The organism is Streptomyces sp. Z423-1, assembly GCF_013009255.1.
GTDB lineage: Bacteria > Actinomycetota > Actinomycetes > Streptomycetales > Streptomycetaceae > Streptomyces > Streptomyces gossypiisoli.
Genome location: NZ_CP053109.1, coordinates 6451849 through 6468127, shown reverse-complemented (window position 1 = coordinate 6468127; position 16279 = coordinate 6451849). Strand labels below are relative to the sequence as shown.

Sequence of the window (16279 nt, the reverse complement as noted above, 5' to 3'; positions counted from 1 at the left end):
CATGCGCCGTGCTGGTGAGGTCGTTCGGCGGCTGCGGGTTCGTGGTGGCTGGTCGCGCAGTTCCCCGCGCCCCTATACGGCGTCAGCTCACCGGCACCACAAGGATCCGTCGTTCCGCCGCTCCCTCGCCCTCTTCCAGGCATTCCGCCAGGAACAGCACGCCCCGGACGCCTGCTACACACTCCTCGCCCGCGACTCCGTCGACCAAGTCGAGGCCTACGACGGTCCCGTCGCCGGGCGCGTCGTCGTCGACGTCGGTGGAGGCAGTGGGCACTTCACCGAGGAGTTTCGGCGGCGCGGTGCGCACGCCTACCTGTTCGAGCCCGACGTGCGCGAGCTCGGTGAGAAGCCGCTCGACGGCGCGGTGATCGCCGACGGCTATCTGCTGCCGCTGTCCGACGGGGTCGCCGACGTCACCTTCTCGTCCAACGTGCTGGAGCACGTGGCCGACCCGCAGACGTTTCTCAGTGAGCTGGCGCGCGTGACCCGGCCCGGCGGGCTGATCTACGTGTCGTTCACCAACTGGCTGTCGCCGTGGGGCGGGCACGAGTGGGCCCCGTGGCACTACTTCGGCGCCGAACGGGCCCGCGCCCGCTACCGGCGCCGTACCGGAAAGCCCGCCAAGCACACCCTCGGCGAGAACCTCTTCGCCGTGCACATCGGCCCCACCCTGCGGCAGGTCCGCGCCCGTGACGACGTCACGCTCGTCACGGCGCGCTCCCGCTACTGGCCGTTCCTCCCGGAGGCCGTCGTCAAGGCGCCCGGCATCCGCGAGGTGGCCACCTGGAATCTCCTCCTCATCCTCCGGCGGTGTCCCCCATGACGACCACGGTCCAGGCCCCTCCCCCGGCAGCCGTCCCCACCACCGCGACCACCGCGGGCCCCCCGGAGGGCCCGCGGTCGCGGCGCTGGCTGCTGGGGTTCTGGGCCGTGGTCCTCGTGCTGTTCCTGGTGGTGCGGCCGGGCCGGCAGACCTTCGACACCAAGCTGGGCGTCACGGTCGACCCCGGCCAATTCCTCGCAGACCTCGGCCAGTTGTGGCACGACCGGGGCGGCTTCGGCGGCATCCAGGACCAGTACGTCGGCTATCTGTGGCCGATGCTGCCCTTCCACTGGCTGTGCCGGTCGGTCGACCTGCCGGTGTGGCTGGCGGAGCGTCTGTGGATGTCTCTCGTCGTCTCCGTCGCCTTCTGGGGCGCGCTGCGGCTGGCGGAGCGGCTGCGGATCGGCAGTGGCGCCTCCCGGCTGCTCGCGGCGGTGGCGTACGCGCTGTGGCCGGTGTTCACGATCGTCGTCGGCTCGACGTCGGCCGCCGCGCTGCCCGGCGCGTTCCTGCCGTGGGTGCTGCTGCCGCTGACCGACGAGCGGTGCAGCGCCCGTGTGGCCGCGCTGCGGTCGGCGCTGATCATCCCGTTCATGGGCGGGGTGAACGCGGCCTCGACGCTGGCGTCCCTGCTCCCGGTGGGCCTGTATCTGCTGTCCCGCCCGCCCGGTCCCCGGCAGCGGAAGCTGATCGCGTGGTGGGTGCCGGGCGTGATCGTGGCGACCGCCTGGTGGTGGATTCCGCTGCTGTTGCTGGGCGTGTACGGGGAGAACTTCCTGCCGTACATCGAGAGTTCCCACACGACCACGGCCACCATGTCGGCCACCGAGGCGCTGCGCGGCGCCGGGAACTGGGTGGCGTATCTGCACTTCGGTGAGGCGTGGCTGCCGGCCGGGTGGACGGTGGTGTCCTCGGTGGTCGTGATCCTGTGCTCGGCGGTCGCCGCCGGGCTGGGGCTGGCCGGGCTGGCGCGGCGGGACATGCCGGAGCGGCGGTGGCTGGTGCTCACTGTGCTCGTGACCGGGCTGGTCCTGCTCGCCGGGTACGGCGGCGCGTTCGGGGCGCCCTTCCACGAGACCGCGCAGGACTGGCTGAACGGCTGGCTGGCACCGTTCCGGAACATCTACAAGTTCCAGACGGGCCTGGCGCTCGCCCTGGTCCTGGGCCTCGCCCACCTGGTCGCCGTGGCCGCGGAACCGCGCGGCGCCCGGAGGGTACGCGGCCGCCGGTACGCCCCGCTGGTCGCGGCGGTGCTGGTGCTGCCGGGGCTGGTGTGGCCGTACGTCAACGGGTCGATCCTCAACCCGGGTTCCTTCCAGGAACTGCCCAAGTACTGGCAGGCCACCGCCGACTGGCTGGAGAAGTACTCCCCCGACTCGCGCGCCCTCGTCGTCCCGGCCACCGCGCACGGCATCTACACCTGGGGCTCCCCCATCGACCAGCCCCTCGACGTCCTCGCCGAGTCCCGCTGGGCCCAGCGCGACTACGTCCCGTTCGGCACGCCCGGCAACCGGCGCGCGATGGACGCGGTGGAGCAGGCCCTGCTGACCGGCGCCGAAGTCCCGGGCCTGGCCGACTACTTGAGCCGAGCGGGCATCCACTACGTCGTCGTACGCAACGACCTCGACCCCGACCAGATCGGCGCCGTCCCGACCACGACCGTCAAGCGCACGCTGGAGCAGTCCGGCTACCAGCGGGTGACCGGGCTCGGCCCGATCATGACGGGCGGCCGGATCGCGGACGACACCCCGCTCCAGGTCGAGGGCCTCTACCCGCGGCAGCGGGCGGTGGAGATCTACCGGCCGGGCGGTGCGGACGTGCCACGGCCGGGGCAGGCGAGGTTGTACCCGATCGCCGACACGGCCGTCGTCTCCGGTGGCCCCGAGTCCCTGCTGCCGCTCGCCACCGAGCTGCGCGGCCGGGCGACCGTGCTGGCCGGTGACCACCACCCGGGGCTCGGCTCCCCGCAGCTCCAGGTGACCGGCGACGGGCTGCGCCGCGCGGACACGCGGTTCGGGCTCGTCAACGCCAACACCTCGTACACGTACACCCGGGACGAGCGGAACGCGCCCGACGCCCACCAGGACGCCGGTGAGCCACCGCACCAGATCCTGCCGGTGACCGGTCTCGACCATCAGACGGTGGCCGAGTTGCGCGGGGCGCGGTCGGTGACGGCGTCCTCGTACGGCAGCTGGTTCTTCCATCTGCCGCAGTTCGACCCGGTCAACGCCTTCGACGGCAACCCGGACACCGTGTGGACGGAAGGGTCGGACGGGTCGCCGAACGGGCAGTGGCTGCGGATCGAGTTCGCGGGCGAGGGGACCGGTGACGGTGGCGGTGAGTACGACATGCCGTCCTCGTTCGAGGTGACGCCGTTGCCACAGGAGAGTGTGCGGGCGGCGCCGACACGGGTGCGGGTGGAGACGGAGCGGGGGGCGGTGACCAGCTTCCTTCAGCCGAACGGTATGACGCAGAGCGTCAAGGCCCCGGCGGGCGCGACGGGTTGGATGAAGCTGACGATCGTCGACTCGGTGGCCCGCAAGTCCGGGCTGACCGGGGCGGGCTTCGCCGAGATCCAGCTGCCGGACGTGCAGGTGACGCGCATGCTGCGGCTGCCGACGGACGTCTCGTCGGCGGCTTCGGAGATCGTCTCCCTGCACCGCCCGGCCGACCCCACCGGCATCTCCCCCACCGGCACCGAGGCGGGCCTGCACCGCCGCTTCACGACGACCGGGACGGGCACGTACGAGGTGAAGGCGAGCGCGGTGCCGGTGCCGGGCGAGGAACTGGACCGGCTGCTCTACGAGATCGCGCCCGACCAGCGCAGCCGCATCACCGCCACCGCCGACTCCACCGCCCGGCTCGGCGCGGGCCTGTCCGCGCGCAACCTCACCGACGGCGACCTGACCACGGCGTGGATCGCGGGCGACCGGCCCACGATCCATCTGCGCTGGGAGGGCAGGCAGCCGGTGAGCGAGCTGGTGCTGGCGGCGGCGGGCGGCCTGTCCACCCGCCCCACCGAGGTGCACATCAGCTCCCCCGACGGCGCGGCGAGCGCGGGCGTGGACGAGAACGGCTGGGCGCGCTTCCCGGCGATCACGACGGACCGCCTGGACATCACGATCACCGAGACGGCCCCGCTCACCCTGTACAACCCGGCCGTCGACGAGGACCTGCAACTGCCGGTGGGCCTCACCGAGGCCTACCTCCCGGCTCTCGACAGCTACCGCACCCCGCAGCCCCGTCCCGACCGGGCGTTCTCGCTGCCGTGCGGTGAGGGACCAGTGCTCGCGGTGGACGGGGAGCTGTACCGGACGAGTGTGAAGGGCACGGTGCGGGACCTGACGGAACGCCGGCCGGTGGCGGTGTCGCTGTGCCCGTCGGACGGTGTGGAACTGTCCGAGGGGGCGCACCGGGTCGAGGCGGGCGACGCCGGGCCGCTGGTCGTGACGGACGTGACGCTGACGCGCGGCACGGTGACGGAGCCGGTGTCCACCGGTCGTGACCTTCGGATACGGGACTGGCTGGGCGACCGCCGAGAGGTGACGGCCGGTTCGGGCGCGGCCTCGTACCTGACGACGTACGAGAACTTCAACGACGGCTGGAAAGCCACGCTGAACGGCGAGGAACTCACGCCGGTCCGGCTGGACGGCTGGCAGCAGGGCTGGCGGATCCCGGCGGGGGCGGGCGGCACGATCAAGCTGTCGTACGAGCCGTCGACGACGTACGAGGCCGGGCTGATCGGCAGCGGGGTGGGACTGGCCGGGCTGGTGGGCCTGGTGCTGTGGCGGCGGCGCGCACCCAACCCCGACGCGCCGCAGCCGGTGCCTCCGACGCCGGGCCTGTGGCTGGGCACGGTGGCGCTGACGCTGGTCGGCGTGGTGATCGCCGGGTGGTTCGCGCTGCTGGTGCCGGTGCTGGCGGTGCTGGCGTACCGGCGGCACGCGCTGCTGGTGCCGGTCGCGTTCGTGGCGCTGGCGGGAGCGGGCGTGGTGGCGGCGACGGGGGCGGGTGAGCCGGCCGGGGACGGCGGCGGCGCGTTCTCGCACACGGCCCAACTGCTGGCGCTGATCGGCCTGTTCGCGGCGCTGGTGAGCGTACGGGAGCGGCGCGCTGAGGGGACCACGGCGGTACTGCCGCCGGTGGCGCCGGATGCGGCCCCGACGCCGACCCTGCCCCGCCGGAGGAGGGCGGTGCAGGACCCGTTCCCGCGTGCGGAGGCGGGGCCGCCCGTCTCGGCACGCGGTCCGGGCAGCCCGGAACCCAAGGGAGGCGACGACATCCGATGACCACACTGGACGACGCGACGCACCGCCCGGCGGTACGGATCCCGTTCCCGGTCGTGGACGAGGTGGCCCGCCACTGCCTCCAGGACGAGGAACCGGAAACGGTCCACATCGAGGTCCACCTCCCGGGCCCTCTGGACCCACCGCGCCTCCGCAAGGCCTTCACGGAGGCGCTGCGGCGCCACCCCCGCATCCTGATGCGCGAGGCCCCGGGCCCGTGGTACCGCCGCCGCTACGAGTGGGAACTGACGGAGGAACCGGACGTGGAGGTGGTGACGTTCCCGGCGCCGGGGAGGGACGCCCTGAGAGACGCGAGGACGAGGGCCCTGACGGAGGCGCCCCCGCTGGCACTGTCTCCGCCGATCCGGTTGGAAGTGGTCAGGACTGCCAACGGCGCAGTCCTCTTCCTCACCATCAACCACACCGCCCTCGACGGCCCGGCCTGCCTCCGTGTTCTCGCCACCGCCGCGGAGATCTACGGCGGCAAGGACAACTCCCCAGCAGCCCCGCCCCTGCGTACGGCCGAGGCCGAAGCCCCCACCGAGGCCGCCCCCTCCAACTGGACCCCACCGGCCCGAGTAGCCCCCGGCACCCCCGACCCCTCTGCCGGCAACGGCATGCTCGTCGCCGACCTCCCCCTCCCCCACCGCCCCAAAGGCGCCCCCTACACGGTCAACGACCAGCTGATGGTCACCACCGCCCTCACCCTCGCCCACTGGAACCGCGAACACGGCGCCCGTCCCCGCCCCCTCCGCATCACCATGCCCGTCGACGACCGCCCCCGCGACACGACGATGCCGATCGGCAACGGCACCCGCCTGGTGGAAGTCCCCTTCGCGCCGGACGAGTTGACCACGCACGACATGCCGGCCCTGCTGCGCCGTACGGCACGCCGTACCCGCGCCCTGAAGTCCCTGCCCCGCCCCCAACTCGGCCACGGCGCCGCCCTCCTGACCGCCCCGGTCCTCCCTGTCCCCTGGCGCGCCGCCCTCACCCGCGCCCTCCGCCGGGCCGCCGCCCCCTGGACGTCCACCACGCTGCTCAGCAACATCGGCCGCATCCCGTACCCCCTGGACTTCGGCGAGGAGGCGGGCCGCGCGCACGCGGTCTGGTTCTCGGCCCCCGCCCGCATGCCCCGCGGCCTGACGGTCACCACCGCCTCCACCGCGGGCCGCCTCCACCTGGCCCTGCGCTGGTCCCGCACCCTGCTCGGCCCCGGCGACGGCGCCCACCTACGGGACCTGTTCGAGCACTATCTGCACACGACGGAGGTGACGCGATGACCCTCACCGCACCCCCTGGGGGCCTCCGCGACTTCTACGAGAACCCCGCCGTCCCGGTCGCCTCCGGCACCCCCCGCAGCCTCCGCCAGGCCCGCATGCTCGCCACCGCCCTCGGCGCAAGCACCGGCACCCCGAGCATCGTCCTCGACATCGGCTGCGGCGACGGCACCGCCGCCGCCACCGCCGCCCCGCTCCTCCCCGGGCACCGCATCATCGGCGTCGACTGGTCCCAGGACGCCCTCACCCGCGCCCGCCCCCGCCTCGCGCACGCGATCCGCGGCGAACTCACCGGCGGGGGCCTGCCGTTCCGCACCGCCGCCGCCGACGCCGTCCTGTTCAGCGAGGTCATCGAGCACCTGGTCGACCCCGACGCGGCCCTCGACGAGATCCGCCGCGTCCTGCGCCCGGGCGGTCACCTGATGCTCTCCACCCCCAACCTCGCCGCCTGGTACAACCGCGCCCTCCTCCTCGCCGGAGTCCAGCCCGTCTTCTCCGAGGTGAGCCTGCGCGCGATCCACGGCCGCCCCGGCCGGGAGGTCGTGGGGCATCTGCGGCTGTACACGGCCCGCGCGCTGCGGGAGTTCGTCGCGGCGGCCGGTTTCGAGGTCGTACGGCTGGAAGGGGCCCCCTTCCACGGCGTACCGCGCCCGCTGCGGGCCCTGGACCGCCTCGCCTGCGCCCGGCCGGCCCTGGCCTCGATCCTGCTGCTGCACGCGCGAAGGACGTAGGCCGTGTGGTGGGGAGTGGCCGCGGCCCTGCTCGCGAACGTCCTGTACAGCGGCGGGTTCGTGCTGGAGAAGCGGGCGCTGGCCGCACTGCCCGAGGTCACCGTCCGCCGCCCGGGCCGGCTGCTGCGCCTGGTGCTCGGCAGCCCGCTGTGGATCGGCGGTTCACTCGCCCTCGCGGCCGGTTTCGCCGCCCAGCTCATCGTGTACCGCACCCTGCCGATCGCCGCCGCGCAGGGCATCTTCGTCTCCGGGCTGGTCCTGCTCGTCCTGCTGTCCGCGCGGCTGCTGGGCGAGGAGACCACCGGGCGTGAGCGGTACGCCCTCGCCGCGATCCTCGGCGCGCTGCTGATGGTCGTGCTCTCCCTGGACGAGGGCACGGACACCGTCAGCCACGGCGCCCCCTACCCGCTGGTGCTGCTGCTGTGCGTGCCGTCGCTCGCGTGCGGCGTGTGGCTGTACCGCGCCGCCGAGCGCCGCGCCCTGCGCCGGCACCGGATGCCGACGACGGGCGTCGAGTACGGGGTGGCGGTGGGCCTGCTCTACGGGGTGAGTTCGCTCGCCATCAAGGGCGTCTCCGGCTACTGGACGACCAGTGACATCGGGGGCGCGCTGCTCGGCGTGCTGCGCTCCCCGTATCCGTACCTGCTGCTGTTCACCGGCGCGTTCGGCCTGGTGATGTCGCAGGCGGCGCTGCAACGCTGCCGGGCGTCCCTGATCGTGCCCGTGTGCACGACGGTGACCTGCCTGTACACGGCGGTGCTCGGCACGCTGTCGTTCGGCGAGGCGCTGCCGGACGATCCGCTGCGGCTCGCCCTGCGGCTGGCGGGCACGGCGCTGGCGGTCACCGTGCTGCTGACCATGCCGAAGCACGACCCCGCTCCCCAACCCCGCACTCCCGCCAAGGAGTTGACCCCACCATGAGCCCCTCCCCGAGTGCCGACGACCAGCTGCTGAGGATTCTCGCCTGCCCCCTCGACAAGGGCCCGCTGCACCTGGTGCCGCCGGACGAGTCCGTGACGTCGGCCGATGCGCTGTACAACCCGCGCCTGCGCCGCCGCTACCCGATCGTCGACGGCATCCCGCAACTCCTGCCGTCCTCCGGCGAACAGGTCTCCGAGGACGAGCACGAGGAACTCCTCAAACGCATGGCCACATGACCAGTGGCCCCCGGACGGCCGGCCTCGGAACCCCCGGACCCCGTGACGGTCGGTCTCGGACCCTCGGACCCCCTGACGGCCGACCCCGGACCCTCGGACCCTCGGACCCTCGGACCACCGAACCTCCGAATCCCCGGACCCCGAACCCCGAACCCCGGAACCCCGGACCACCGGACCCCCGGAACCCCGGACCCCCGAACCCCCGGACCACCGAACCCCGGACCACCGAACCCCCGAACCCCGGCCCCTCGAACCCCGGACCCCCGGCCCGAAGCCTCGTGCACCGGAAACGGATGGCCCCATGACCACACTCGCCGCCCGCCTCGCCCCCTTCCTCCCGGCCCGCCTCGTCGCGGCGACCGCCCGTGCGGTCTACCCCCGCTTCGAACCGGAGCTGGCGAGGATCGCCGAGCTGTGCCCGCCCGGCTGCGGCACGGCGGTGGACATCGGCGGCTGGTACGGCCCCTGGACCCGCCGCCTGTCCGGCCACGCCCGCCGGGTGGTGACCATCGAACCGGTCCCGCACCTGGCCCGGCTGCTCGCCGCCACCGCGCCGTCCAACGTCCGGGTGATCCAGGCCGCCGCCGCGGACAGCCCCGGCCGGGCCCGCCTCTGGCTGCCGCCCGACGGCACCGGCAACCGGGGCGTGTCGTCCCTCGTCCGGAGGGACATCCACGCCCACGCGGTGGACGTGCGCTGCGTCGCGCTGGACGATCTGAACCTGCGGGACGTCGGCTTCATCAAGATCGACGTGGACGGCAGCGAGCTGGCGGTCCTGCGCGGCGGGACGGCTCTGCTGACCCGCGACCGCCCTGCTCTGTTCGTCGAACTGGAGTCCCGTATCCAACCCATCTCGCCCGTCCTGGCGTATTTGGCGATGCTCGGATATGACGGCTGGGTACTCCCGGGCGACCACTGGATCCCCCTCGCCGACTTCCCCCTGGAGGCCCACCAGGCAGCCACTTCGCACGTCGCGTCACACGGACTGCTACGGCGGGTGCTCCCTCTACACGACCGGACCCGATACGTCAACTCGGTGTTGTTCCTTCCGGACGGACGGCGCCCGGGAAGGGGCCGAATGGGCGACGATGGTTCGCATGCCGTCCTCCGCAGAGAACCCCACTAGCCCCTTCAGCCCCGTCGAGTTCCAGGTGGTCCTGCTGCGCCGCATGGCCGACCACAATCCCGACCTGGTCGAGGACGCCCGCCGCGAACTGGGCGTCTCCGTCACGCGGATGCAGGAGGCGAACCGGCGCTGGCAGATGCTGCTCCGCTCACCGCGCGTCCGCGCCGCCCAGAGCAGGCACCGGGCGATCCTCGGCGCACCCGAGTGGACGACCTCCCGCCGCATCGGCGACCTGGACTGCGAGGCCTGGCAGTGGCCGGTCATCCTCTGGCCCGACCTGCGCTTCGAGGTGCTGCTCGCCCCGGGCGGCGCGGTCTGGAACGAGTGGCTGGTCCGCGCACCCGACGCCAAGCCCGCCGAGCTGCTCACGGTCGAGGACCTCTACCCCTGGTCCTGCACGGTCGACGACGCGGCCCGCGCCTTCGCCCCCGCCCGCCCCCTGGAGGGCACGGCCCCCAGCCGCTGGGGCCTCGCCTTCACCGCCCCCGACGTCGACGGCCAACGCCACGAGGTGGTCGCGGAGTTCACGTGGGGCCTGCTACAACGCACGATGATCGGCGGCCGCCGGATCCTGTGACCTCGGCGGGGCGGGGCGGGCGTACCGGTCGCTCTTCGGCACGCCCGCCCCGCCCCCACCGACCGGCACGCCCACCCCGGGCTCACCCGATCACCCCCGAGCAGCCCCCAGCACCGCCTCCACAACCCCCGCCACAGAAGCGCGGTGCAACGACAGAAACAGATTCGGCTCGACCAGCTCCAGTTCCATCACCCGCGGCTCCCCGTCCTCCCCGTCGACCAGATCGACGCGCGCGTACAGCAGCTCGGGAGCACCGGGCACGGCGGCCAACGCCCGTTCGGCGACGGCCAGTTCCGCGGACGTCGGCTGCCAGACCTCCAACCCGGGATGGGCGACCTTGCGCTCGTCGTACGCCGTCCCCCGCGCCAGCACGGCCCCCTTCCGGCTGGCGTGCAGCAACCGGCCGCCGAAGAACTGCAACGCCCGCTCCCCGGCCACGTCGATGCCCGTGACGTACGGCTGCACGATCGCGGTGAAACCCTCGGCGTGCATCCGCGAAAGGTGCCGTACGGCGATGTCGTGCTGGTCGGGCGTGTACCGGGCGGCGAACCGCGCGCCCGCGCCCGAGGTCGGCTTGACGACGTACTCCCGGTCTCCGGGCAGCTCGACCGCCTCGCCCGGCGCCACATACCGGGTCGGCACCACCGGCACCCCGGCCGCCGCCAGCTCCCCCAGATACCGCTTGTCGACGTTCCACCGCACCACGTCCGCCGGATTGGCCAGCCGCGTGGCCTTCCCGCAGGCCTCGGCCCACCCGACGAACTCGGCCGCCCGCCAGCTGTAGTCCCAGGTCGACCGGATCACGGCAAGATCGAACCCACCCCAGTCGACCCCGGCCCGATCCCACTCCACGGCCACCGCGTCGGCCCCGGCCCCCCTCAACGCCTCCACCAGCACCGGCAGATCCCGGTCGACACTGACCTCGGGCCCGGGACGACAGGTGACGAGGGCTATACGGGTCACGGCGCTCTCCATCCTCGTAGGACGTCCCCACACGACGTCTTCGCACTCACATTGACCTTCACCTTCGGTCAAGCCCCAGTATCGGTGCACGGAACCGGAGGAGTGTTGCGTTGGATCACCTGCTGACGATCGGCGCCTTCGCCAAGGCGTCCCGGCTCACCCCGAAGGCCCTGCGCCTGTACGACGAGCTGGACCTGCTGCGCCCGGCCCGGGTCGACCCCGACACCGGCTACCGCTACTACGCGGCAGGCCAGTTGGAACGCGCCCGCCTGGTGGCCTGGCTGCGCCGCCTGGGCATGCCCCTCGCCCGTATCCGCGAGGTGTGCGCCCTGCCGCCGCCGGACGCCGCCCGCGAGATCCGCGCGTACTGGGCGCGGGTGGAGGCGGAGACGGCCGAGCGCCGGGACCTCGCCGGTTTCCTCATCGCCCATCTGACGGCACCACCGCGAAGGGACCCCACCATGACCACACTGCGACTGCGCTACGCCGCCCACTCCGACCGGGGCCTGGTCCGGCCCGCCAACCAGGACACGGCGTACGCGGGCGACCGCCTGCTCGCCGTGGCCGACGGCTACGGTCCGGCGGGCGGCCCGGCGAGCACGGCCGTCGTGGAGACCCTGAAGACCCTGGAGCGGAGGGCGGACATCCCGGCGGGCGACGTCCTGAACCTGCTGGAGGCCGCGGTGCAGGACGCCGCTCTGGCGGTACGCGACGTCTCGGCGGACGAGGAGGCGGCCGGCAGCACCCTCACGGCCATGCTGTGGACGGGGTCGAGCCTCGCGCTGGTCCACATCGGCGACTCCCGGGCGTATCTGCTGCGGGACGGCGGCCTGTTCCGCATCACCCACGACCACACCGTCGTCCAGTCCCTGATCGACGAGGGCCGCCTGACTCCCGAGGAGGCCACCAGCCATCCCCAGCGGGCCCTCCTCGTCAACTCCGTCACCGGCACCGCCCCCGCGACCCCGGACCTGCGCCTGCACGACGCCCGCCCCGGCGACCGCTACCTCCTCTGCTCCGACGGCCTCTCCGCCGTGGTCCCCGACGCCCGGATACGCGCCCTGCTGAGCGCGGAGCCGTCCCCCGAGGAGGCCGTCCGCGCCCTGGTCGCCGCCGCGATCGACGCCGGCGGTCCGGACAACGTCAGTGGTGTGGTGGCGGACGTGGTGGAGGTGCCGGGCGTCGGCTGAAATCGTGGTGGCAACAGGTGACGACGACCAAGGAGTACGACGCGTGTCCTCTCTCTTCCCGGCCCTGACCGGCGGCGTCGGCGACGTCGGCGACCGGCCCGCGCTGCGCTTCGGCGACCGGGCCATGACCTACACGGAACTCGCCGCCGCTGCGGCGTCCGTGGCCGACCGGATCCGTACGGCCACCAGGATCGCCGTCTGGGCGACCCCGACCCTGGAGACCGCCGTCGCCACCGTCGGCGCCCTGGCCGCCGGAGTGGCCGCCGTCCCGCTCAACCCGAAGTCCGGCGAGAAGGAACTCGGGCACATCCTCACCGACAGCGCCCCGGACGCCGTACTCACCGCCCCCGGCACCGAACTCCCCGCCCCGCTCGCCGGTTTGCCGCGCATCGACGTCGACGTCCACGCGACCTGCCCGGTCCCGGCAGACGAAGCGGACCACTCCGACGACGCCACCCCCGCCCTGATCGTCTACACCTCCGGCACCACCGGCCCGCCCAAGGGCGCCGTCATCCCGCGCCGCGCGATCGCCGCGACCCTCGACGCGCTCGCCGACGCCTGGCAGTGGACCGGCGACGACGTGCTGGTGCACGGGCTGCCGCTGTTCCATGTGCACGGGCTGGTCCTGGGCATCCTGGGCCCGCTGAGGCGCGGCGGATCCGTCCGTCACCTCGGCCGGTTCAGCCCCGAGGGTGTCGCCCGGGAGCTGAGCGCGGGCGCGACCGTGCTCTTCGGCGTCCCGACGATGTACCACCGCATCGCCGAGGCCCTCCCCACCGACCCCGAGCTGGTCAAGGCGCTGGCCGGGGCGCGGCTGCTGGTCTCCGGCTCGGCCGCGCTCCCCGTGCACGACCACGAACGGATCGCGTCCGCCACCGGCCGCCGGGTCATCGAGCGGTACGGCATGACCGAGACGCTGATGAACACCAGCGTCCGCGCCGACGGCGAGGCCCGCCCCGGCACCGTCGGCGTTCCGCTGCCCGGCGTGGAGCTGCGGCTGGTGGAGGACGACGGGACGCCCATCGAGGCGTACGACGGCGAGAGCGTCGGCGAGATCCAGGTGCGCGGGCCCCATCTGTTCACCGAGTACCTCAACCGGCCCGACGCCACCGCCGCCGCCTTCACCGCCGACGGCTGGTTCCGCACCGGCGACATGGCGGTGCGCGACCCCGACGGCTCTGTCCGGATCGTCGGCCGCAAGGCCACCGACCTGATCAAGAGCGGCGGCTACAAGATCGGCGCCGGTGAGATCGAGAACGCGCTCCTGGAACACCCCGGGGTGCGCGAGGCCGCCGTCACCGGTGAGCCGGACCTCGACCTCGGGGAGCGGATCGTCGCCTGGATCGTGCCGACGGATCCGCACTCCCCGCCGGGCGTCGACGAGTTGGCCGAGCACGTGGCCCGCCGTCTGGCCCCGCACAAGCGGCCGCGGGTCGTCCACCACCTCGACGCCCTGCCCCGCAACGACATGGGGAAGATCATGAAGCGGGCGCTGCATGCCTGAGCGACCCTCCGCCCGCGCGGCCATCGCCCTCGTCACCGACGACTTCACCGAACTCCCCCCACCACCCCGGCAGTCCGAGCCCGACGGCCCCCTCGCCTGGGACGGTTACGACGCCTTGCGCGCCCGCGCCGCCGACCGCACCGGCGAGGACGAGTCCGTCGTCTGCGGCACCGCCCGCATCGAGGGCACCCCGGCCGTGCTCATCGCCTTCGAGTTCGGCTTCCTCGGCGGCTCGCTCGGCGAACGCACCGGCGACCGTCTGGAGGCGGCGCACACCCACGCCCGCGACCACCGGCTGCCGGTCGTCGCGCTGATCGCCACCGGCGGCAGCCGGATGCAGGAGGGCATGGTCGCGCTGACCCAGCTCCAGCGGGTGGCCCGCCAGTCGGCGCTCACCCGCGAGGCCGGGCTGCCCCAGCTCGCCGTGCTGCGGGACCCCACCACGGGCGGCGGCTGGGCCACCCTCGGCGCGGGCGCCGACGTGATCCTCGCGCTGCCCGGCGCCCAGGTCGGCTTCGCGGGCTCCCGGGTCCGCCCGGCGGACGCGGACCCGGCGGCGTACACGGCGGAGGCCCAGGTCGCGGCGGGCGCCGCCGACGCGGTCGTACGCCCGGAGGAACTGCGGCCGACGCTGGGGCGATGGCTCCGGCTGCTCAGCGCCCCGTCCACCGAACCGGCACCGCCCCCGCACCCGCTCGGGGCGACCGGCCTGCCCGCCTCCGGCTGGGCCGCCGTCCAGCGCGCCCGCTCGCCGCGACGCCCGCGCGCGCGGAGCTACCTGGACGCCTACTTCGCCCACCGGGTGGCGATCAGCGGCGACCGGTGCGGCGGCACCGACGACGGGATGCTGTGCGGCTTCGGCGACCATGAGGGCCGTACGGTCGCGTACGCCGCCCAGACCGGGACGGCGACCCGTCCGGCCGGTTACCGCACCGCCGCCCGGCTGATCCGCCTCGCGGACCGGCTCGGCATCCCGGTGCTGACCCTGGTGGACACCCCGGGCGCCGCGAACGACGCGGAGGCGGAGCGGCAGGGGGTGGGCGCGGCGATCGCCGACCTGTTCGACGCGGTGGCCGCGGCCCGCACCCCGATCACGACGCTGGTGATCGGCGAGGGCGGCTCCGGCGGCGCGCTCGCCCTGGCCGCCCCGGGCACCACGTGGGCCACCCCGGACAGCTACTTCTCCGTGATAGCCCCGGAGCTCGCCGCCGCGATCCTCAAACGACCGCCGGAGGAGGTGGAGTCGACGGCCGACCAACTACGCGTCCGTCCGCAGGACTTGACGGACCTGGGGATAGCCCGGCCCTGACGGTCGGCGAAACACGACGGCGCCGCCTCCCCGTCCCAGGGAGGCGGCGCCGTCCGCGTGCCACACACTGTGCGTCAGCAGGTTCCAGGTCGACGGCCGGCGGGGATCGCCCGGAGTCGGCTCTGAGCAGTCACGTCAAGCCTGCCGGGCCCGGCGCACCGCAGGACCACCCATACGGCCGAGCCCCGCCCGGCCCCCTCCAGAAGGCGCCCCCCACCCGGGCCCCCGCACGATGCCAATGAGGCCCGCCGCCCGGCGGCACCTCGGTCCATGTGCTCGGGAGGATCCGCCATGACCGCCAGTCTGGAGCAGCTGCGGCGCTGCCATTTCGCCGTCGACCTGGGGGCGGCGCGGACACGGGTGTACGTCAAGGGCACGGGGCTCGTCGTGGACCAGCCGTCGGTGGCCGCCATGAACACCCGTACCGGGGCGCTGATCGCGGTCGGTGAGCTCGCCGAGAAGATGACGGGACGCACACCGCACTACATCCGGGTCGTCCGGCCGGTGTCCGGCGGCACGGTGGTCGACATCGAGATGGCCCAGCGGATGCTGCGCCATCTGCTCGGCGACAAGATCCGCCGTACGCTGCGCCGCAAGCCCCGGCTGCGCGCCGCCGCCTGTACGCCGCACGACGCCGATCCCCTCGCCCAGCGCGCGACCATCGAGACCCTCGTCGGGCTCGGGGCGCGGCGGGTCGAGCTGGTCGACACGCTCATCGCCGCCGCCGTCGGCTGCGGGCTGCCGGTGGAGCAGCCGGAGGCGACCATGGTCCTGGTGTGCGGGGCGGCCGCCACGCAGGTCGCGGTGCTCTCCCTCGGCTCGATCGTGACCGCCGAGCGGATTCCGGTCGGCGGTGAGGCCGTGGACCACGCGATCGTGCAGCATCTGCGGCACGAGCACGAGCTGATGCTGCCGAGTCAGTCGGTACGACCGCTGCAGCTCGCCCTGTCCGGCAACGGGCTCACCCCGCACGGACCGTCCTCCACGGAGATCCACGGGCGCGATGTCGCCACCGGCCTCCCCCGCAGCGTGCGGGTCGCCACCGCCGCCGTGCGCGATGCCATCCAGACGCCGCTGACCGCCGTGCTGGACGGTATCGGCAAGGTGCTGCGGGACTGCCCGCCGGACCTGGTGGCCGACCTCGCCGACCGGGGGATCATGATGGTCGGCGGCAGCGCTCTGCTCCCCGGGTTCGACCAGATGCTGCGGGAGGCCACCGGCATGCCGGTGCACATCGCCGAACGGCCCGACGTGTGCGCCGTGCAGGGCCTCGGCACCATGCTGGAGGGCCGGGTCGCACCACTGGATCTGGACCCGCTGACGCCCTGAGCAC

Annotated in this window: 13 protein-coding genes; 12 read left to right on the top strand and 1 reads right to left on the bottom strand. The window is 73.8% G+C overall.

Annotated features, from left to right (window positions below; translation table 11 throughout):
- Position 1 precedes the first annotated feature (1 nt).
- From HJD23_RS29015 to HJD23_RS28980, 8 genes are all read left to right on the top strand, one after another.
- Positions 2-823, top strand: a complete 822-nt coding sequence (locus HJD23_RS29015) for a class I SAM-dependent methyltransferase (RefSeq protein ID WP_171112229.1) — start codon at positions 2-4, stop codon at positions 821-823.
- Entirely contained in the window at positions 820-5112 is a 4293-nt protein-coding gene (locus tag HJD23_RS29010; RefSeq protein ID WP_171112230.1) for a DUF3367 domain-containing protein, read from the top strand. The genes HJD23_RS29015 and HJD23_RS29010 overlap by 4 nt, the downstream gene beginning before the upstream one ends.
- A complete protein-coding gene (locus HJD23_RS29005) occupies positions 5109-6392 on the top strand; it encodes a condensation protein (protein ID WP_171112231.1) in 1284 nt (427 codons plus the stop codon). The genes HJD23_RS29010 and HJD23_RS29005 overlap by 4 nt, the downstream gene beginning before the upstream one ends.
- Positions 6389-7120: a class I SAM-dependent methyltransferase gene (locus HJD23_RS29000; protein ID WP_171112232.1), complete on the top strand. Its 732-nt coding sequence runs from the start codon at positions 6389-6391 to the stop codon at positions 7118-7120. Before HJD23_RS29005 ends, HJD23_RS29000 begins: the two co-directional genes overlap by 4 nt.
- 15 nt (positions 7121-7135) lie before the next feature.
- On the top strand, positions 7136-8041 hold the full coding sequence (locus HJD23_RS28995; protein ID WP_171118550.1) for a hypothetical protein: 906 nt from the start codon (positions 7136-7138) through the stop codon (positions 8039-8041).
- Positions 8038-8277 carry a Trm112 family protein gene (locus HJD23_RS28990; RefSeq protein WP_171112233.1) on the top strand — a complete coding sequence of 80 codons (240 nt, stop codon included), beginning with the start codon at positions 8038-8040 and terminating at the stop codon, positions 8275-8277. Before HJD23_RS28995 ends, HJD23_RS28990 begins: the two co-directional genes overlap by 4 nt.
- Positions 8278-8578: 301 nt before the next feature.
- Complete coding sequence (locus tag HJD23_RS28985) at positions 8579-9403, top strand: FkbM family methyltransferase (protein WP_171112234.1); 825 nt, start codon at positions 8579-8581, stop codon at positions 9401-9403.
- Positions 9366-9980, top strand: coding sequence for a hypothetical protein (locus HJD23_RS28980; protein ID WP_171112235.1), 615 nt, complete (start codon positions 9366-9368; stop codon positions 9978-9980). The genes HJD23_RS28985 and HJD23_RS28980 overlap by 38 nt, the downstream gene beginning before the upstream one ends.
- A gap of 90 nt (positions 9981-10070) precedes the next feature.
- Here the strand turns inward: HJD23_RS28980 and HJD23_RS28975 are convergent, their stop codons facing one another.
- A complete protein-coding gene (locus tag HJD23_RS28975; RefSeq protein WP_171112236.1) occupies positions 10071-10943 on the bottom strand; it encodes a hypothetical protein in 873 nt (290 codons plus the stop codon).
- A 110-nt stretch (positions 10944-11053) separates the two neighbouring features.
- On the opposite strand from HJD23_RS28975, the gene HJD23_RS28970 reads away from it, so the two are divergent.
- From HJD23_RS28970 to HJD23_RS28955, 4 genes are all read left to right on the top strand, one after another.
- Positions 11054-12133, top strand: coding sequence for a MerR family transcriptional regulator (locus tag HJD23_RS28970; RefSeq protein WP_171112237.1), 1080 nt, complete (start codon positions 11054-11056; stop codon positions 12131-12133).
- A gap of 43 nt (positions 12134-12176) precedes the next feature.
- Complete coding sequence (locus tag HJD23_RS28965; RefSeq protein ID WP_171112238.1) at positions 12177-13637, top strand: acyl-CoA synthetase; 1461 nt, start codon at positions 12177-12179, stop codon at positions 13635-13637.
- Positions 13630-14946: a carboxyl transferase domain-containing protein gene (locus HJD23_RS28960; RefSeq protein ID WP_171112239.1), complete on the top strand. Its 1317-nt coding sequence runs from the start codon at positions 13630-13632 to the stop codon at positions 14944-14946. The genes HJD23_RS28965 and HJD23_RS28960 overlap by 8 nt, the downstream gene beginning before the upstream one ends.
- A gap of 291 nt (positions 14947-15237) precedes the next feature.
- Positions 15238-16275, top strand: a complete 1038-nt coding sequence (locus HJD23_RS28955) for a rod shape-determining protein (protein ID WP_171112240.1) — start codon at positions 15238-15240, stop codon at positions 16273-16275.
- Positions 16276-16279: the final 4 nt, after the last annotated feature.

Excerpts from the sequence above, each read along its gene's own strand:
- HJD23_RS29015 (WP_171112229.1), top strand. The coding sequence starts at position 2 with ATGCGCCGTGCTGGTGAGGTCGTTCGGCGGCTGCGGGTTCGTGGTGGC.
- HJD23_RS29010 (WP_171112230.1), top strand. The coding sequence starts at position 820 with ATGACGACCACGGTCCAGGCCCCTCCCCCGGCAGCCGTCCCCACCACC.
- HJD23_RS29005 (WP_171112231.1), top strand. The coding sequence starts at position 5,109 with ATGACCACACTGGACGACGCGACGCACCGCCCGGCGGTACGGATCCCG.
- HJD23_RS29000 (WP_171112232.1), top strand. The coding sequence starts at position 6,389 with ATGACCCTCACCGCACCCCCTGGGGGCCTCCGCGACTTCTACGAGAAC.
- HJD23_RS28990 (WP_171112233.1), top strand. The coding sequence starts at position 8,038 with ATGAGCCCCTCCCCGAGTGCCGACGACCAGCTGCTGAGGATTCTCGCC.
- HJD23_RS28985 (WP_171112234.1), top strand. The coding sequence starts at position 8,579 with ATGACCACACTCGCCGCCCGCCTCGCCCCCTTCCTCCCGGCCCGCCTC.
- HJD23_RS28980 (WP_171112235.1), top strand. The coding sequence starts at position 9,366 with ATGGTTCGCATGCCGTCCTCCGCAGAGAACCCCACTAGCCCCTTCAGC.
- HJD23_RS28960 (WP_171112239.1), top strand. The coding sequence starts at position 13,630 with ATGCCTGAGCGACCCTCCGCCCGCGCGGCCATCGCCCTCGTCACCGAC.
- HJD23_RS28955 (WP_171112240.1), top strand. The coding sequence starts at position 15,238 with ATGACCGCCAGTCTGGAGCAGCTGCGGCGCTGCCATTTCGCCGTCGAC.